At 50.7% G+C, this 18,696-nt stretch carries 14 protein-coding genes and 1 pseudogene; 1 reads left to right on the top strand and 14 read right to left on the bottom strand.

The window, feature by feature from the left end:
• From PAT3040_RS19385 to PAT3040_RS19320, 14 genes and pseudogenes are all read right to left on the bottom strand, one after another.
• Positions 1–1,782, bottom strand: a 1,782-nt coding sequence (locus PAT3040_RS19385; RefSeq protein ID WP_181376726.1) for an MBG domain-containing protein, incomplete at its 3' end; no start/stop codon positions are given.
• Positions 1,783–2,051: 269 nt separating this feature from the next.
• Positions 2,052–5,132, bottom strand: coding sequence for a family 43 glycosylhydrolase (locus tag PAT3040_RS19380; RefSeq protein WP_108994016.1), 3,081 nt, complete (start codon positions 5,130–5,132; stop codon positions 2,052–2,054).
• 28 nt (positions 5,133–5,160) lie between these two features.
• Complete coding sequence (locus PAT3040_RS19375) at positions 5,161–6,981, bottom strand: hypothetical protein (RefSeq protein ID WP_108994015.1); 1,821 nt, start codon at positions 6,979–6,981, stop codon at positions 5,161–5,163.
• On the bottom strand, positions 6,974–8,131 hold the full coding sequence (locus PAT3040_RS19370; RefSeq protein WP_256975911.1) for a Gfo/Idh/MocA family protein: 1,158 nt from the start codon (positions 8,129–8,131) through the stop codon (positions 6,974–6,976). Before PAT3040_RS19370 ends, PAT3040_RS19375 begins: the two co-directional genes overlap by 8 nt.
• Entirely contained in the window at positions 8,131–9,021 is an 891-nt protein-coding gene (locus tag PAT3040_RS19365; RefSeq protein ID WP_108994014.1) for an SMP-30/gluconolactonase/LRE family protein, read from the bottom strand. Before PAT3040_RS19365 ends, PAT3040_RS19370 begins: the two co-directional genes overlap by 1 nt.
• Before the next feature lie 47 nt (positions 9,022–9,068).
• Positions 9,069–9,728 (bottom strand): RraA family protein, encoded by a 660-nt coding sequence (locus PAT3040_RS19360; RefSeq protein WP_108994013.1) that lies wholly within the window; start codon positions 9,726–9,728, stop codon positions 9,069–9,071.
• Positions 9,729–9,996: 268 nt separating this feature from the next.
• A pseudogene (locus tag PAT3040_RS19355) lies at positions 9,997–10,737 on the bottom strand (Gfo/Idh/MocA family protein); the annotation flags it as partial.
• A gap of 50 nt (positions 10,738–10,787) precedes the next feature.
• A complete protein-coding gene (locus tag PAT3040_RS19350; RefSeq protein WP_108994011.1) occupies positions 10,788–11,162 on the bottom strand; it encodes a RidA family protein in 375 nt (124 codons plus the stop codon).
• A 15-nt stretch (positions 11,163–11,177) separates the two neighbouring features.
• The gene (locus PAT3040_RS19345) at positions 11,178–11,939 is read right to left on the bottom strand and encodes a creatininase family protein (RefSeq protein ID WP_108994010.1); all 762 of its coding nucleotides are present in this window, start codon (positions 11,937–11,939) and stop codon (positions 11,178–11,180) included.
• A gap of 10 nt (positions 11,940–11,949) precedes the next feature.
• A complete protein-coding gene (locus PAT3040_RS19340) occupies positions 11,950–13,056 on the bottom strand; it encodes a mandelate racemase/muconate lactonizing enzyme family protein (RefSeq protein ID WP_108994009.1) in 1,107 nt (368 codons plus the stop codon).
• Positions 13,057–13,071: 15 nt separating this feature from the next.
• Positions 13,072–13,920, bottom strand: coding sequence for an amidohydrolase family protein (locus tag PAT3040_RS19335; RefSeq protein WP_108994017.1), 849 nt, complete (start codon positions 13,918–13,920; stop codon positions 13,072–13,074).
• A 31-nt stretch (positions 13,921–13,951) separates the two neighbouring features.
• Complete coding sequence (locus PAT3040_RS19330) at positions 13,952–14,839, bottom strand: carbohydrate ABC transporter permease (RefSeq protein WP_108994008.1); 888 nt, start codon at positions 14,837–14,839, stop codon at positions 13,952–13,954.
• A gap of 21 nt (positions 14,840–14,860) precedes the next feature.
• The gene (locus tag PAT3040_RS19325; protein ID WP_087570604.1) at positions 14,861–15,769 is read right to left on the bottom strand and encodes an ABC transporter permease subunit; all 909 of its coding nucleotides are present in this window, start codon (positions 15,767–15,769) and stop codon (positions 14,861–14,863) included.
• Between the two features lie 76 nt (positions 15,770–15,845).
• Positions 15,846–17,585, bottom strand: a complete 1,740-nt coding sequence (locus PAT3040_RS19320) for a type 2 periplasmic-binding domain-containing protein (RefSeq protein WP_108994007.1) — start codon at positions 17,583–17,585, stop codon at positions 15,846–15,848.
• 268 nt (positions 17,586–17,853) lie between these two features.
• Here PAT3040_RS19320 and PAT3040_RS19315 point away from each other — a divergent pair, with 268 nt between their 5' ends.
• On the top strand, positions 17,854–18,630 hold the full coding sequence (locus tag PAT3040_RS19315; RefSeq protein ID WP_087570606.1) for an IclR family transcriptional regulator: 777 nt from the start codon (positions 17,854–17,856) through the stop codon (positions 18,628–18,630).
• Positions 18,631–18,696: the final 66 nt, after the last annotated feature.

Here is an 18,696-nt window from a genome sequence, read left to right as displayed (position 1 = left end):
ATTCGCCAGCTTGCCTCCCTGATCCGCAACGATCGGGGTAACGTCATACTGACCCACGGCGCTGCCCACCGTAGCGGAAGTCGAATAGGATATCGGGAACGTGTCCCCGTTGCGGAGTCCGACACTGGTACTCGTAAAGACGGGATTCGGATTTCCGTATTCGCGCGTTTTATTATGAGCCGTCACGGTTAGCGGCGCTTTCGTTACGGTAAGCGTACCGGGGACGGATTGCACCTCGTAGTTCTTGAGTTTATTGTCCCGATCCGTCACGTTCGGCGTAATGGCATATGACCCGACCCCGCTGCCCGCAGCGGCGGTCGTCGAATAGGCGACCGGAAACGTGTCCCCGTTCCGGAGACCGACGATCGCCCCCGACAGAAGCGGATTGACGGCTCCGTATTGCCGTTCGTCGTTCGACGCCGTAACGGTCAAGGGCGCCTTCGTCACGGTCAACTGGCCTTCCTTCAATTTCAGCTCATAATTATGCAGCGCGTTTCCCGTGTCCGCAAGAGCCGGAGTAATCGCATAAGCACCTACCGGGCTGCTTGGCGAAGTCGTAGTCGAATAGGTGACTGTTATGGCATCTCCGTTCTTAAGTCCCGTCAGCGTGCCCGTTAAGACCGGATTGCTCAGACCGTATTGGCGCGAAGTCGAATCGGCCTCTGCGGTCAGCTGGGCTTTCGTAATCGTGAGCGCGCCCTGTACATAAGTTATCGCGTAGTTCGGAGATTGATAACCCGATGCCTGAACTGTGTATGTTCCCACGCTTGAGGAAGCGGAGGCGTTTGTCGTGTAGGAGAGCGTCCCAAGCGAGGAGGCCGCATCCCACGAAGCGAGCCCGGTTACTTGACTCGTAAAGGCAGGATTGCCGCTTCCGTACGGACGCGACGCCCCGCCGACCGTTACCGTTATCGGCCTCTTGGCGACGGTGATCGTCGTATCGTCCGCCGCCATGGAGTAGAACGAGGTCCCGTTGTATCGTGCCTCCAACAGGAGATCCCCCGGCGGCTTGTCCATGCCGTACGACAGCTCCGCTCTGCCTTGAGCATTCGTTGCCGCGCTGCCGACAGGCACGCCGTTCAATTGAAATTCGACCCGTTGATTGGCAAATGCTCTTGCCCCGTTCATCAATTGAGCGGAGAAGACGACCACATCTCCATAAGTCGCATTCGCCTGCGCAGCCACCGTCAATTGCGTGTCGGGAGTCCGAACGGCATCCGCTACATAGGTGCGGAAGTAAGCGTCATATTCGTTCTTCCAATCAGGGGGCCAATGAGAGCTGCTATAGAACCTTCCTCCAGAGTAGGAATTTCCCGTGCCCAACCACATACCGCCTTGGCTGGCGGAAGTGGTTCGAATCGTATATTGCTGTCCCTCCGTTATAGGTATGCCGTCGAAGGTGATTAAGGTCATATTCGGTGCCGGCGACAAAGGGATATCCAAATAGTCGAGCGTGACCGAACCAAGCGCCGAACCCGACAGGGTTTCCCCCGCAAAAATCTCGATCTTGAGTTGTCCTGCTCCGGCGCTGTCAAATCGGAACAGATGAAGCTCAATGTCGTACAGATAGCCGCTTTTGCCCGCTGTAAAGCTCTGGGCCGTATCATCGAACATGGCGCCCGTTCCTAATCCGCTCGAGACGACTTGCTGGTCGAGAGGGTCGGGCGATGCCGCGGCCAGCACTTCTTGCCGGCCCCCTCCCAACCAAGCGAACACAACCGCTATAGTCAATACGACCGCCGCAACCTTCGCAAGATGGCCGCGGAAGCTGTTTCCAATCATTAGAAGCACTCCTTCAGTCTATGAATTACTAAGTGAATAAATAAATCGTACCATAGGAAGGCGAGATTGATGATTATCGAAAGTTAGTTTATTTAAGTGAGGCCGCTCATAGATTCGGAGTCACCAAGGATGCCAAAAAAGCCGTTTAGAGAGGCCCATGAGCGGACCCTCGAAACGACTTTTTATGACCCGGACAAGCACAAAAGCTCCTTCGTTACTACCCGCGTCTTCCCTATTGCAGGAATTTCGCTTCCGGCTCCTAAGACGGCCTACCCGATTACGCTTACACCGCTCCAGTTGTAATAAATCCAGGTCGCAGTATCAAATGGCGCGCCTGTATAAAACTTTTTGTTGGCGTATATTTGAAGCTGACCCATTGTTGTCAGAGCCATCAGATCGGCCCATCCGTCTCCGTTGACATCGCTTGCCGAAATATCAGATATGTCATCCCATTCCCCTGACACGCTCCAGCTTGCGGCAGCGAAGGGCAGCTGATTGGGGGCGCTTGGCCATTGATTGGCATACTCCGTCAAAGTTCCGTCGCTTCTCGCCACCAGCAGATCGGCATACCCGTCACCTGTCGTATCGGCAACGGCAATCCCCGTTATTCCCGAGGAATAGCCTGACGGAACAGACCAGGTCAGCATGTTAAACGGCAGTCCCGTTCCGGAAGCGGAAGCATTCCCCGTATTCACGTGAATGCGCAAGGAACCGTCTGTGTGTGTGGAAACGAGATCAGCCAACCCGTCGCCATTCACATCCCCCGCAGCAATGCGAATCGCATCGCTCCAATTGACGTAATCCCAGGTAACGAATGTCCAAGGGGTGGTGCTGCCTGTATTTTTCCATATGCGCAGATGACCGTCTGTTCCCAGAGCCAGCAACTCGGCCTTTCCGTCGCCCGTTAAATCGGCTGTCGTAATGGCTGTTGTATCTGCTCCCCACGATGTGCCCAGAGATGTCCAGTACTTATTGACGAAAGGATATCCGTTATGAGCCGGCTCCAGGAATCCATTCGCATAGATTGACAACCTCCCGTCTGCGTCAATGGTTGTCAGATCTCCATACTTGTCACCAGTAACATCGCCTTCGGTTCGGTCGATTTTATTCTGGAACACACGGAAATACTCGAATTTGGCTGTTGCCTGGGTTGCGTTTGTACGGCCGTGCGACACCAGTCCGATCTGGGCGGAGGTATTGGCGGGAAGGACCCACACTCCCCCCGCTTTCCAGTTTACGCCGTCCGTACTGCTTGAAGGCCGATAATGCTGCTCGCCCGTTACAGGATCAATGGTTACATGGATGCGGAGCCAAGTCGTATCAGCCGGCACTCCGAAATTCGTTGCTCCCGCCCATCGAGTACCGCCGCCCTCTTGCGTCACTTTCCAAAACTCTAACAACCTAAGCGTATTCGCGGTGCTGTGGACCAAACGCAAATGATTGTTATCATTGGTATAAACAATGAGGCCGGCCTGTTCAAAATCTCTGATCGTGTTGATTCCGACATTAAAATTGAGTTTCGTTTCGATCATATAGTTGCCTTTAGGCGGAGATCGCAACAAGACCCCGGGTTTGCCCGACGCGGCGGCGAGATCCCCCGATTGTGTCGGCCATGCCAACGAACCCGACTGCACGCTGGCATTCGGATCATTTCTGATCCAGCTCCAGCCGGCACCCAAGCTTCCTGTAAATTCATCGGAATAGGCGGTTAACAAATTGTTGCTGACAATCGGCGGATCGGAAACCAAAGTTGTATGAGCCGTAAAGAGAGGACTTACCGCAAAATTATCCACTTCCGCAAGATCGTCTCCCGCTATTCCGGCAACCCCCTGATGAACCAGAGCGTTCGGAAGCGTGATTGCCAATACAGCTAAAGGGTCGCCAAGATTGGCATGGGTAACCTCGGCCTTGAGATGATTGCCGCGCACTTGGACGGTCAAGGTATGCCATTTGTCCGGCGCAAAGCTCGATGGCAAAGAAGTAGTCGTAACTGTCGGGATTCCGTTGGTCACGGTTTCGATTTTCAACTCGTTCGTTGCGGCATCAAGCAAAATCCGCACATAATGGTCTTCATCCACATAGTTACTCAGCAAGCCAACGACATCGGCCGTCCCCATTGTACGTACATCAGCCTGAACCTGCACATCCGAGCCGGAAAGCACCTTCACTCTCGCCATTGTATCCGGTCCGGTCAGCCGCATGAACGCCCCGCTGTCTGTTCCTGCACCGCCGATGTTCGAGAAGCTGCCTTGAAGAGCAACAAAATTGTTGGCTGTGGCGACAGAATCTCCAAAGCGATCATCCACCGTTCCTGTTACAATCGGCATGGGCTGGGGGGTAGCCGATGCCCCTCTGCCCTCGCGCACGATCGGCCATCCGTCAATCCAGTCGAGGCGATCGATATGCAATTGACGGACCGTGTCGGCAGCCGTATAACGATTAAGCGCATGATACACGATATAGGTTTGACCGGAAAGATCGGTCAGCATGGCATTGTGGCCCCCGCCAAGAACCGAATTACCGCTGTTGGACATCATGATCGTTCCGCCGCTTCGCGAATTCACAAGCGGTATTCCATCGCGATCGACATAGGAACCAAGCAGGCTTGCGGACTTCCCGACATAGGTTACATACCCGGACGAAGGTCCGGCACAACAACTGGATGACGACAGCATCAGATAATAAAAGCCGTCACGATGCACCATGTAAGGCCCTTCATATTTGCCGCTGGCAATTTTCACCGGAGAGAAGGCCGGATCGGCACTCAGCCCGCTGCTGTTGAGCTTCTGAATCCAGACCCCTCCCGGATAACTCCCGTATAGGACATAATTTGTTCCGTCTGTATCGGTAAAGCCTGCAGGATCAATCAGCGTGGCGCCGACGGTCAGCAGCGCTGAGCCTCTGTCCGTCCATGGCCCCGTCGGCGAAGGCGCGGATGCAGCGCCGATCGCCGACACGCCGGAACTGTTGATCACGCTGTAATAAAGGACGTATTGCCCATCAATATATCGAATGTCTGGAGCCCAAAAGGAATAACCACTCGCCCAGGCTGGTTTTGAAGCGAATACCGTGCCCATATTTGTCCATGTTTGCAGATCTTCCGACCTGGAAATTTGGAATCTGTCCCCGGTAGCATACGCATACCAATACCCGTCCTTGCCTTTAATGATAGTAGGGTCGGCAAAATCGCCGGGCCGGATCGGATTGGTGTACGTGGAAGATTGGGCAAACGTCAACGTGGGAGCAGTGACGCCAAAAAAGTTCAGAGAAATCATAAAGACGACCAGCATAAAATATCCTGCAGCTTTTCTCCATCGCATCAAACCGCTTATCAGCTCTGCATGTCGCATTTATCCATCACTCCTTCTTCAGAATCCATCAATTCGGCAACGTTACGCTAATCCGATGCTCTCCCCTCGGTACATGGCATATGATCCAGCATCGGCCGTTCTGGCGATGAACGGCAGCCGCCCGCTGTTGACCGTCTAACGAATAAGAGGCTGCTTCCCCGTTACCGTCGTTTAGCGGGATTTTGACCAGCACGCCGTCGCTTGATTGCGTTTCCACTTCAAATGATAAAGTGGATCCGCCGTCTCCAGCATCCAGTACGCAATGCTCCAATCGGGTCGAAGCACGCTCCATCCACCAAAGGCACAGCTGATTTGTGGAATGATACTTTACCTTGAATTGCTTTTCATTCAAATATCGAAGCAGTTCTTCCAGCGCGGGCAAGCAATGCCTATTGTGCTTCTCGTCGGAAATATACACTGGATGAATAAACATGTTGAGCGTCCACCCGAAATACGCCGCCCGCTCGACAGCCTGCTGTATCCGCGCAATATCCCTTTCTTCCGAATCTTCATAAATACGCGGCTCGAAAAAGCCGATGGGAATGTTGACAAACGGTATGCGCGCGTTGTCATGCTTGAAATCGTCGTATACAAAATGCGGATATACCGTTCCGAATCCATAGCCCATCAGATTGATTGGATTATAAGGGGGATTGAAAGCATGCGCCCTTGAATTGTCGCCTTTCATTCCTCCCGAGCTTGCCCAACGCGCATGCTCCGCCCAGCCAGTGCCTGTGCACCAATGATTTACGGAAGCAATCGGCACTTCTCCGAAGGCCTCCGTATACATCTGGATTTGTTCCAGCACATCGGCTTCCGTATAATGAAAATGGGGTTTGACAAAATCAAAATGGATCGATAAATCATGTCCGTTGTTTTTGATGATCTCATACTCTTGCCGATCGATTGCAAATTTGCCGTTTACGGGCATCAAATTCATGTGATAAGGAAGTCCCAACGCTTTCATATAACGGGAAGCCTCGACCTGAATGCCTGGCGTGCACTCATCGTCTCCGCCGAAATGAATGAGCAAGTCCGGCACGCTTCCGTCCGGCAATGGCGGGAGTTGATGAATAAAGGGCTGGAGAGTGGATGACAATATCTCCTCCAGATACTGCAGCCAATAATCCCCATAAGGAACCTCCAGATCATGCAGACGGCTAAACGGAATCGCATCCCCGGTCCGATAATATCCGTCGCCGTCGTAGTCCCGATCAATCGGCCGCCCTTGATGCATCACCCAGATCGTCTGAGTCAGATCAAAGGCAAAGTACCATGTCTTCCCGGCTTCCAGTTGTGTCCGGACAACAGAAGGGCAGCCGGTAGCCGTTCTACCTGCGTTAAGCAGCAAAGCTTCCTCGATCACGGCCTCATGGCCCGGCGCGACCATCTCCAGCGGCGAAAAGATCGGAAGCAGCGCGCCGCGATAATCGTACATCGGATCCGGAGACGTCTCGGCATCTCCTTCCTGCCGCGAAAATTTGCCGTATCCCGAAATCGTGAACTCGTCGTCCGGCTGCGCAATCGTTTTGCGATGACTGATGCCGAACAGATCATCCGCTCCCTTGAGGGCAAATCCAATGAGAATGCCTCCAAGGCGCACCCATTCCCGCAAAACTTCTTGCTGTCGCGCATTCAGGCTCATCGAACCGGCAAATAAATATTTATATCCTGCAAGATCCGAAACGTTCTCCAATGCATCAAGGGACAGTTCCGTCGCGCGCAAACCCATTTCATCGAATATTTCCGGCAAATAGGCATACCAGTAATTTCTCCCGATGCGATTGGCTTCCGCTCTCAGTCGATCGCTATAGAGATAACCAACAAACGATCTAGCCTGCTCATTCATGATCCGGTACCTTCTTTCTGAAATCCGGAACCTCGAGCAGAATCCCGCCCCGATTGGAAGATTCGGCGGCAAGAATGGCAGGAGCGGCCGTCTCGACGGCCTTGTAAACATCCATATCGATAGGTTTGTCTTCCCGGATCGCTCGCAGGAAATTGACGACGGGCCATCCATCCGAGCTACCGTGACCGCTTGCTTTGATGAAATCGCTTACGTCACGGACGTTTGTGCTCCAATCCATCTCTCGCCATTGACGATCCGCTGCCGTCCACAATCTTGGACTGTCGTTCTCCGTCCTTGCCCATTCCGCCGTCTGCTCGGTTCCCTTCACCTGGTACCAGTGGAAGCCGGTTTCCTTGCGGGGGCCGTGCGGCGAGGTGAATCCGGCAGCAACCCGCAATACGGTGTCGGTGCTTGTATGCATAAGCGCAACCTCAATGTCCCTCGCCTCGTAGTTATCGACATAATAGCTTCGGGGCCTCGTTCCCATACATGATACCTTGGTCACTCTCCCGCCCGTAATCTTTAGAAGCGGACTTAGCGTATGCGGCAAATAATAGATCGGATTGTAAAACCGTTTGTTGCGCCACGTTGCTTCTACTTCCCTGCCTTCCGGAGGCAGCGCGTTTCCATAAAAACGTTCCCCCGTTTGAGGATCGATATAATAGTCCCACTCGCCATAATGAAAATATTCCCCTTCGGCGAACAAAATCTGCCCGAAGTCGCCGCGCTCCGCCATCCGGCGCCACTCATCGATAAATCCCCAATAACGGGTTTGTTCCGATAATTGATATTTTGCGCCGGTTTTCTCAACCGTGCGAACGAGTTTCCAACATTGTTCCATCGTATAGGCCGCCGGAACTTCGGTTGTGACGTGCACGCCTTGTTCCATCGCATAACAGGCAATATCCACTTGCTCGTCGGGCGGGGACGCTATTAATACCGCATCCGGCTTTTCTTCGCGAATCATTCGCTCGAAGTCCGTGTACCGGTTTGCACTGGATTTCAGGGCAACCGCAGCCTGCTCGACCGTGGGGCCGACACGATCGCATAACGCAACAATCTCGCAATCCGGATGTCTTGCGTACAACTGTGCGATATATACGCCTCTTGGTCCCAATCCGATAACGCCCAATCTTACTTTTCTATTCATCACGATCCTTCTTGCTCCTCTCCAACGCTCCGTATATTTGTGAATGATTGCGCTTGTTGCATGGTCCAGCATCTTCCGGGAGCATCCACCCGGAAGACTTCTATGTTGCCCGTGTCCGCAACCGTGACATAGCAGGTTCTCCCATCGTGTCCGCCGAAGGTTAAATTCGTGCAATTTTTTCCCGTCAGCATAATTTCCTCCAATATTTCGCCGCCGGGCGACAGCTTCACCACACTCCCCTTCCCATAGCGGGTCACGTAAAGGTTGCCTTCCATGTCGCATCTCATTCCGTCAAGTCCATAATCGTCAAAGGCAAACAACAGACATTTGTTCGAAATTTGTGCATCGGCCGACAGATCATAAACCCAAATCTTTCGTTGAAATGATTCGTTCACATAAAGACGTTTGCCGTCGGGACTCACTTCGATGCCGTTGGTTGTACCCATCCCTTCCTCTAGCAAAGTCGTTGTCCCATCCGGCTCGATTCTCCACAATCGGCCTAAGGACGCCTCCCAGTCGGGGTCGCTGGCAAATACGATATCGTCGTCCGTGATGGCAATATCGTTCGGCTGACTCATCGAAGGTTCGTGTGCAAGTACGGATACATGGCGGGTTGCCATCTCGACTTTGAGAATCTGGTGACGGGTATAATCCGCGATCAGCATGTCGCCCGCCCGATTGAAGCGAATACCGTTGCCTATGCTCCCGTTCTCCAGCTCGACAAATACGGCGCATTGTCCGTCAGGCGTAATCCTGCCAATCGTATGCTGCCTCGCATAGTTGACTGCATACAAATTCCCGTGCCGATCGCATGCCGGTCCCTCGATTCCGTCCGTAAATCCAAACGGTTCGGTAAAAACGCGGCTGGTATATAACAAATCATCATGCATAGTTGCAGCCTCCGTGGCGGAATGCGTCTTTCACCTTGACTCCGCTTTTACAAAACGCCATATTTATCGAAGACATCCTGAAGCAGCTTGCCCTCCAGCAGTTCTTTACGGCTGTTGTTCTCTCTTTCGACCTTCCCGACTGCCAATTCGACCGTCTGTTCAAGCACTACGGAAGGAATAACCGCAACGCCGTCGCAGTCTGCGAACACAACGTCGCCCGGATGCACGCGAATTCCTCCCGCTACAACAGGGCAGTCATAATCGATCACGATTCCTCTTCCCCTGGAATCCACCGGTTTGATTCCTTTGCAAAAGACGGGAAAATTCATGTCTTTGATCTTGCGGGTATCCCTGATCAATCCGTCAACAATTGCGCCCGTGCTTCCCCTCATCGCGGCTGCCGTAGACAGCAGTTCGCCCCAAATGCCGTTATTCACGGATTGATTCGTGCACATCACCACCACTTCACCGGGTTTAATGCTGTCAAGCGCTTGAATTTCCAGCTTGTACGGATGTTCATGCACATGGTAAACGTCGGCTGCCAATATCGTTTTGGCCCGCCCTACAACAACAAGATCAGGCTGCAGCGGCCGTACATGCTCGCTCATGGCCTGTTCCCGATACCCCAAATCATCCAAAGTATCGCAAATGACGCCGGTATACAGCTTCGCTTTCATGACTTCAAAAAGTTGACTGTCGCTGTTCATATTCACGCTGTTCTCTCCCTCGCATCTAACATTTTGGTTTTCCGGAAATGCTTTTTTCGATAGCTTTGGTTAAAGCAAGGCTGTCAATGCCCGCTTGCGTACCGGGAATGCATGGCTCCCCTGTCTTGATGCTATGGACAAATTTGTCCAACTGGATTTTAAAGCAGGATTCAAAATAATCATCCTCAAGCTGAACGGTCTGCGTAATGGTTTCATTTTTCAATTGAACGGTACGGGAGTCGCGATCAAAGATGGCGATGCCGCGCGGACCGACAACTTCAAATTCGCCCTTTGGAAACCGCGGCATAAACCAGCCAATCTCCACTTTGGCCACATCGCCGTTAGCAAACCGGATGACCGAAAGGTCGTAATTCGACGCGGGAAATTCCTCTCGGGTGCGCAGGCCGAACGACTGTACTTCCTCGACCCGGGAATCGCTCAGAAAGTTCAGATAATCCGCCACATGGGCGCCGTCATGAATAGATGGCGAGCCGCGCTCCATCGTGCGATAGATTCTGTCATAATGCTCGGGATTGCCGTCCGGATCCCAAATTTCATCAAAGATGCCCATTCGATAGATAAGCGGCGCTCCCAGCTGCCCGCTCCGAATCCATGTTCTTAATGTTTCGAACAGGGGGCCGTGCCGGTATGTAAAACCTACTTGCACCTGGCAACCGCTGCTTTGCTCCGCCTCCCGCACTTTCAGCGCCGTCTCCAAATCCACCGCCATCGGCTTCTCGCACAGCACATGCTTGCCCGCTTGCAAACTTTCTATCGTCAATAACGGCGTTATCCAAGGCGGCGTGCATATGACCACCGCATCAATGCCGGGGTCATTCAACAGCTCGCGGTGATCGGTTGTCGCCAAGGGCACTTCGTACCTGGCGGCCAGTTGATTGGCTCGCTCCAGATCCGTGTCGCAAAGCGCAACAATCCGGACCGCATCGGAAGCGTGCATAGCGGGAAGATGCCTGGAAACGGCGATATCGCCACAGCCTATTACACCCATGCATAGAAAGTCTTTCATCGCTTGCCTCCCCCCCGACTGTCGAATCAGAATCAGTCCTTGATAGCCGTGCATTCGACCTCCACCAGAAAACCGTTCAACTCGCACGCGACTACTGTTCTGGCCGGATAATCTCCATCGAAGTACTGGCCGAAAACTTCATTAAACGCGGCCCAATCGGATATCGAACTCAAATAAACGGTGGCGCGTACAATATCGCTCATGCCGAATCCGTTGTCTTCCAATAGATTGCGAATATTCTGCATCGTCTGATGCGTCTGTTCGACTATGGTCTCTCCTACCAGCTGCTGGTTAACATCAAAGGGGCCGAATCCGGCCAAATACATCGTATTTTGTTTCAGAACTGCCGACGAATAATGGCCAAACACCGGATGAACCCGTGGTGAGCTAATCATTTGTTTAGACATGCGCCACCCTCGTTTCTATTGAATTTGCAGCAACTGCAATGCGAATTGCTCCAACCTAGCGCTAATACCATCAAACAACCGCTGACCCTTATCTTTCGTTGCCAACGAAGGCCTGCCAAAAACGCCCGATTTCGTGAGCTCCCGAAAATTAAACACGCGCGAAACCTCATTTCCTCTCTGCATATCCAACAACCAGATATCGCCTTCGGGTTGTACGCCGTCATCGCGAATCCGCTCGCGCAACACTTTGATTTCATCGAGATACAGATAGAGGGAAGTTTCCAGCTCGCAGGCATGTCCGAGCCCCCCTGTGCCGGACTGGCGAATGCTGCCGATCTCCTCCCTGGCCAGGTTCCAATAATCAGCGGCAACGGCGATCACATCGGGATATTCGTTTTTTAATTGTTGAAGTACGATCTGGTGAGGCGCTCCATTTCCTCCATGGCCGTTTAATAGCCATATTTTTTTCGCGCCCATTCGGACATAAGAATCGCAAACCGCATGCAGCATCTGGATATAGACCGAATGAGGCAAAGACAATGTACCGCCAAACGACATATGATGCGGAGAATGTCCCAACCAGATCGTCGGGGTAAGCAATATATGCTCCGCAAGCGACCGCTCGATCCTCTCGGCCAATCGACCGACGATCAAAGTATCCGTATTTGTCGGCAGATGCGGCCCATGCTGCTCCGTTGCCCCCGTCGGTATAAGCACAATCGTGCGCGAAAAGTCGATATCGTTAATTTCCTCATAAGTCAGATCATGAAAGATCATGGAATCCCCCTTAGCTGACGGACAATTTGCGCAGCTTGTCAAAATCGATCGTGACTCCCAGCCCCGGCCCTTCCGGCACAATCAAAGTTCCGTTCCGGATGGTCATTTCTTCCGCCGCCACATCCTCAAGATAACCGGTAAAGCCCCGGATATCGGAAGCGTGTCCAGACAGATTGGCCATAGCCGCCGCTATATGCGCCGATGCCGCAGCGCCGATGACGCCCTCCGGCATGGAGCCGATCGTGCAATCCACGCCATAATGGGCGGCCAGCTCGAATACTTGCCGCGAACCCCATATCCCGCCGGATTCCGATATGTACACATGGAGCAGGTCTGCTGCGTTCGCCTCCAGAGTCCGCTTTGCGTCCGGAACATCCCATATGCCCTCGTCAATCAGAATACTGACATTGGTGTTGCGCCGCAGCCAGGCCGTCTCGCTCAGCCTGTCGTAGTGCAACGGTTGCTCGACCATGTGTACGCCATGCTTCTCAAGCTCGTCAATCATTCGTTTCGCTTGCTTCGGATCGCGCCACGCCATATTTACATCCACTCTGAGCAGGATGGAGTCGGGGATGGCTGCGCGTATGGCGCTCACCATTTCCAAATCCTTTCGGTCATCGGCTCCAATCTTTAATTTAAGCTCCCCGTACCCTTGCGCTGCATGCTGAACGGCCGCCTCCACCATCTCCTCCTGGACGCCCATCGAAACTCCGCCGGTCAGCGGAATCTCCGCTCTTCTCCTCCCCCCCAGCAGTTGATAGACCGGCTGCCGCAGTTCCTTGCCGAGCAGATCCCATATGGCCGTCTCGACGCCAGCTTTTGCCAGCAGATGCCGTTTGGAGAAGCTGCAAAGATGATCCAGCTTTTCGTTAATCAAGGAAATATCCCGTATATCCATACCAACCAGCAAGTCGGCCCAGTGCGTATTGACCTCATGACATAAAGAATGCGCCCCGCCAAACCATGCGAAAGCGATCTCCCCGGCGCCGTAATGACCCGATTCGCCGCGTACGATCACAATGCCGTGACGGGATGAGGGGTAAGTTCCCCATATATCGCTTACGGCTTTGCGGAAAGGCAGAATAACAGGAATCGCTTCAACCGAAACAATTTTCACGATGCAACGCTCCTTTTAACGAAGCCCCAAAACTTCGGGCGTATTCTTGCTGAGAATTTTATCAATGACACGATCCGGTATCCTTGGCAAATTCGTTCCTTCCACCAGATGATTGAGGTTCTGCAAGCTTTCAATCGTCTCTTCGATTGTAAAAAACGGGAAGTCGGTGCCAAACAAAAGTTTATCCTCAATGCCGTATTCAATGGCTTCGATCAATCCGTTGTACATTTGCCAAGGTCTGCGACCCAATGCCGATATATCCGTATATACATTCGGATTTTTGCGAACAACCGAGATCGTTTCGCCCATCCACGGGTGCCCCATGTGGGCAATAATCATCTTCAAATCAGGGAACGAGCGCGCTACCGGGTCCAGATAGACCGGCCTTGATTTTTCCAAGGGCCCTTTCTGAACAAATGATGTGCCCTGATGCCACATGATGGGCAATCGCAATTGCTGCGCTTTGGCGTACAGAGGATAGCAATGCCGATCCAGTGGATGAAAATCCTGATAAAACGGCGCCAGCTTCAGCCCCTTCAGCTTATATTCCTTCACGGCGGCTTCCAGCAGCCGTTCCGGTTCTTCCCGCTGTGGATCAATGCTCGCGAAACCGAAAAGTCGGGTCGGATTCCCCTGCACATATTGCGCGACATATTCATTAGGCACATTAAATCCCGTCGATGGAGCGTCCACCGCCAGCACGATCGCGCCGGAGCAATTTTCCACCTTATCCAGCGCATTTTTATGATCCTCAGGCGTGCACTTCATGGCGAAACTATCGCCCCACGCGCGTCGCGCATCAGCTAAAAAGGGACCGGAAATATGTTCTGGCTGCGCCAAGTGGGTATGGCAATCAAAAATCATGATATCCTCACTTTCCCATCCGGTAATATTTTTATCCTTTAACCGCACCAAGCAATAGCCCTTTCATAAAGTACTTCTGCAAAAACGGGTACACAAGCATAATAGGCAGCACTGTAATTACCGTCATCGCGATTTTGAGACTCTGCGGGGTGAGCATCCTGAATTTTTCCGCACCGGACATGCTGTTGGTAAACTGCTCTACAGATGTGATAGTTTGAAAGGAATTGTAAAGCACATATTGAAGCGGGAATAGCTCCGGATGCATCGCGTTGTAGAATTGCGTATCAATAAATGCGTTCCATTGACCGATGCCCGCAAACAACGAAATAGCCGCCATAACCGGAAGACAAAGCGGAAGAATAATTCTGGCAAAAAGGTATGCGTCATTTGCTCCGTCAATTAACGCCGACTCTTCCAGCTCTTTGGGAATTCCCTCAATATACGTTTTGATCAAAATCATGTTGAAAACACTTACCGCCGACGGAATGACATAGACCCAAAAGGTACCCACCAATCCAAGACTTTTGATCAAAATGTAAGTCGGAATAATGCCGCCGGAAAAGTACATGGTGAAGACAAAATATCTTCTTATGAATTTGATGCCGACCATGTCGTCGCGCGTTATTACATAGGCCGCCATAGAGGTGACTATAGCCATAAATGAGGTGCCGATAATAGTCCTGGCAAGCGAGATATAAATGCCGTTAAGGACATCCGGATTGGCAAAAATGGCTCTGTAGGAATCCAAATTGAACTGTTTCGGGTAAAACAGAAATTTCCCGCTGACAAGCGAAGGATTGCTGAGCGAGTAATTGATTAAGTGAAGAAAAGGAAAGACCATGACAATAAAAACAAGGATCATAATTAAATAGTTAATAAAATCAAACACGCGGTCGCCCGGACTTACTTTGTAATGCATATTCGCTCTCCTTTCCGCAGCTCAAAAAATAGATTTCCCTGTCATTTTCTTCGAGAATGCGTTTACCGACAACAGGATAGCGATACTGACAATCGTTTTTACGATCCCTACGGCGGAAGCATACGAATAGTTCAACTGCTGTAATCCAAATTTATAGATGTACATATCTAAAACTTCCATCTTTTCCCAATTTGTTGCATTTGTGAACATATAGAACAACTCAAAGTTAGAATTCAGGATCCAGCCGCTGTTCAAGATCAGAATGACCACGAATGTCGGCATTAAATTGGGAATTGTAATGAATTTCAATTTCTGCACGCGCGTAGCGCCGTCGATATCGGCCGCCTCGTATTGTTCGCCGGGTATGGCCGATATTGCGGCAATAAAGATAATGCTGATATATCCGACAGATTTCCAGGCTTCCAGCAGGATGACAAGAGGCCATGCATATTTGCTTTCCCCGAGAATATTCAGCCCTTCGGACAATATCCCCCATTTCATCAGCAGTTCGTTGAGCAGGCCGGAAGAAGAGGAAAGAAAAGTATTCGCTATGGAATAAATGATGACCCATGAAATGAAAAACGGAAAAAATGATACCGTCTGTATGATTTTAACAAAAAAGCGGCGTCTGATTTCATTGAGCAGAACGGCAAACAAAAGCCCTAAAGTCAAATTGGTAATGATCATCATGAAATTGATGGACAATGTATTTTGCAGCAAATAGACATAGTCGGTGCTTTGCATAAAAAATCGTTTGAACTGTTCAAGACCGACCCACTCCGAAGCCCAAAAACCCAATCCAACCTGATAACGCTTAAATGCCAGCATCCATCCGACCAAAGGCACATAGTTAAAAATCAGGACCAGCAGAAAAGCCGGAGCCAGCATGAGAAAGAGATAACGTTGCCGATACAGTTTGCGTTGCAACATGATAGCGGATCACCCTTTAGTCCGGGAAGAATAGAAGACAAGCCGTCTCCTATTCTTCGCCCGATTTAATAGTTATCTATTTGAAAATTTGCAACGCTTCCTGATAAAGCCGGTTGTATTCATCGATCACGGTCTGCGGTTTAAGCTTCTCGTACTCTTGCAGGACTTCTCCCCATAGTTTGTCAAAATCAGCGTCGTCTTTTGCCATAATGAGCTTGGCTGTATTTTTCACTCTGAATTCCACCAGCTTTTGATCGGTCTGACTAAGCGCCGAATCCGGGTCGAGCTTAATGGAAGGAACGACGCCTGACTTCGCTCCTTCTGCCGTTTCCAGCCAGTAATCAAACGAAGTCTCCCAGCCGAGTTGTTTAAAGGCATTCATCGTTTCTTCTGTTTGCGATAGCTTATCCCGGTATTCCAGATTGGAGCTTACGCTGTAGGCTTGACCGTCCTCCCCCGTTCTCGAATCGTATCCAAGGAAGTTGAACAGGAACAAGCCGACTTTGCTATCCGGATTTTGCGCTTCGGAGGTGTACAAATCGGTAGGCGTGCGTACTCCGTTCGCATCGACCGTGTAATGCTTGTCTTTAATGCCCGACTGGAACAGAATTTGCGCTTCGTCGGTCGATGCCCAGTCAACAAGCTCCATAATGCGTTTCGGGTCCTTGGCGTTTTTGGTAATAATCATATTGTTAAAAGGAACAAGATCCAGTTCCATAATCAAACGTTTCTCGTTTCTTTCAACCTGCGTATTGCTACGAACCGGCAATGTGATGTACTGCATCTCCGGATGTCCGGATTCGATCAACTTCAGATTGGTGCCGTACCCGGGAAGTTGATACCAAGAGCTTAGCGCGCGGCCGCTATCAAGCTTTTCTTCCACCTGGGGGCTCTTGTCCGTAAAGCTTTCCCTATCCAATATGCCTTCTCTGTATAGCTTGTTGAAGAATTGGAAGGATTCCTTGACATATTCATTCTTCAAGTAGTCGACAAACTGATTATTGCTATGGTCGAAAATAACCGCTCCGTTACCGGCTACACCCGTGTATCTTCCACCTTTTTCATACATAATGCCGGCAATTCCGGCCATTCCCCACGGCTCCCCGAACGGCGCCACCATACCGATTGTTTTCTGACCGGACGGCGTAGTCGGAAAATCCTGCATCGCTTGCTTCAAATAAGCGATCCACTCATCTTCTGATACCAAGTTCGGATAACCCTGCTTCTCCAGAACATCGATTCGGGTCCCGATATCGAAACCACGAATGTTGTTCATAAAATCGCTTTGCCCGCTTTGCCAGTTGTAGAGCTTCTGGTCGGCGGCAATACTGCGCCAAATGGGAATCTGTTCGGCATACCGTTTCGCGAAGTTGGGCGAATCCGCCAAATAATCATCTAACGGCAAAGCAGCTCCGGCTTGTATGTACTTTTGCAGACTCGGATTGTATTGAATCCACAAAATTTCCGGGTAATCCCCTCCGGCAAGCATCAGATTTACTTTTTCCTCCCAATTACCAGCATAAGGAATGAATTCGAATACAATATTGAATTTCTCTTTAATAATTTGGCCAATCTCGGTTTCATCGGATAATTTGATTTTGTTAGTGCCTCCGGGATACATGTACTTGATCGTATAAGGTGATCGATCTGGCTGGTTTTCCCCTGTCGTGTCACTGCTGCCTGAAGGAGTACTTTCTGGGTTTGCTGTCGTCTGGCCTGAATTTCCCCCGTTGTTTGTACATGCGACAATGAGCGATAGTGCAAGACACGCGACGAGCAATGCAATCAACTTCTTTTTTAATTTTGCTCCCTTCATTTGCCGTCTCCCTTCTTTTTTTGTTGTTCGGACGACCTATTCATTTGCGTGTTGTTCCGTATGTTGAACGATATTTAAAAATAGGTCTAAATAAAGAATATATTAAAAGATAATTTCTGTCAACGAAAATGAAGGCGCTTTATTCGATTTGCCTACCCCCTATTTCTGCTGCATAAATGGACGTTTTGCAAATTATTATGAATTCATCTATTATAGATTTGTAGCCGTCTGAACAATTTTACATTTTTGTTTTCTGGAGGGACATGTTATGTCAATTAAGACCGAAAGTCCAAGTTATTCCGTCCCTGCTCTGGAGAAATCGATCGCCATTATCGATTGTCTCGCACATTCTGCGGAAGGATTGACATTATCCGGTCTATGCAAAAAGCTGAATTTGCCCAAAACAAGCGTATACTCCATACTGCATACCCTTGAGACTCACAACTATGTACGCAAAAACCCTGATGGATCTTATAATCTCGGTTTAAGTCTTTACAGTTTAGGGATGTTGTCCATTCGACATATAGACCCTAACTCTTTATTTGGCCCGCATTTGGAAAAATTACGGGATGAAACCCACTTCACCGTACATCTATGCACCTTTGATAACGGGGAGTCGATCTGCCTTAAAAAGATCGAAGGTTTTGGCTCCGTGCGATTTCTCTCTTATGTCGGTGAACGCAAACCCTTGAATGTGTCAGCCTGCGGCAAAGCAATCTCAGCCTTCTTGCCTGAAAATGAACTGCAAAAATTGTTTGATAAGGGGATGGGCTCCTTGACAGACAACTCGATTTCCTCAGAATCCGCTTTCCGTGAACATCTGAAGCAAATTCGAGAATACGGGTACTCGATTGACGACGAAGAGGGAGAATTGGGCGTGAGATGCGTAGGCACTCCCATTTTCAGAGACAACCAGCATATATTCGGAGCCATCAGCATTTCCACCTTGAAAGCCAATATGCCTATGCAGAAAGTTGCCGAATATGCCGATAAATTGATGGAAACTGCCAAAATTTTGTCTGGTTTTCTCGGATCGAAAACGTGATTCTATCATTCCTGAATCGAGTAGGCCTATGCGCTGCCAAGCGCGCCAAAAAACGGCAGCCCCCCC

The sequence above is a fragment of the Paenibacillus agaridevorans genome (assembly GCF_003112455.1).
Classification (GTDB): Bacteria; Bacillota; Bacilli; order Paenibacillales; family Paenibacillaceae; genus Pristimantibacillus; species Pristimantibacillus agaridevorans.
The sequence above is the reverse complement of the archived record's forward strand: the minus strand, read 5'-3'. Positions and strand labels throughout refer to the sequence as shown.

Excerpts from the sequence above, each read along its gene's own strand:
- PAT3040_RS19335 (WP_108994017.1), bottom strand. The coding sequence starts at position 13,920 with ATGATTTTTGATTGCCATACCCACTTGGCGCAGCCAGAACATATTTCC.
- PAT3040_RS19325 (WP_087570604.1), bottom strand. The coding sequence starts at position 15,769 with ATGTTGCAACGCAAACTGTATCGGCAACGTTATCTCTTTCTCATGCTG.
- PAT3040_RS19330 (WP_108994008.1), bottom strand. The coding sequence starts at position 14,839 with ATGCATTACAAAGTAAGTCCGGGCGACCGCGTGTTTGATTTTATTAAC.
- PAT3040_RS19350 (WP_108994011.1), bottom strand. The coding sequence starts at position 11,162 with ATGTCTAAACAAATGATTAGCTCACCACGGGTTCATCCGGTGTTTGGC.
- PAT3040_RS19360 (WP_108994013.1), bottom strand. The coding sequence starts at position 9,728 with ATGAACAGCGACAGTCAACTTTTTGAAGTCATGAAAGCGAAGCTGTAT.
- PAT3040_RS19345 (WP_108994010.1), bottom strand. The coding sequence starts at position 11,939 with ATGATCTTTCATGATCTGACTTATGAGGAAATTAACGATATCGACTTT.
- PAT3040_RS19375 (WP_108994015.1), bottom strand. The coding sequence starts at position 6,981 with ATGAATGAGCAGGCTAGATCGTTTGTTGGTTATCTCTATAGCGATCGA.
- PAT3040_RS19365 (WP_108994014.1), bottom strand. The coding sequence starts at position 9,021 with ATGCATGATGATTTGTTATATACCAGCCGCGTTTTTACCGAACCGTTT.
- PAT3040_RS19380 (WP_108994016.1), bottom strand. The coding sequence starts at position 5,132 with ATGCGACATGCAGAGCTGATAAGCGGTTTGATGCGATGGAGAAAAGCT.
- PAT3040_RS19315 (WP_087570606.1), top strand. The coding sequence starts at position 17,854 with ATGTCAATTAAGACCGAAAGTCCAAGTTATTCCGTCCCTGCTCTGGAG.
- PAT3040_RS19370 (WP_256975911.1), bottom strand. The coding sequence starts at position 8,131 with ATGAATAGAAAAGTAAGATTGGGCGTTATCGGATTGGGACCAAGAGGC.
- PAT3040_RS19320 (WP_108994007.1), bottom strand. The coding sequence starts at position 17,585 with ATGAAGGGAGCAAAATTAAAAAAGAAGTTGATTGCATTGCTCGTCGCG.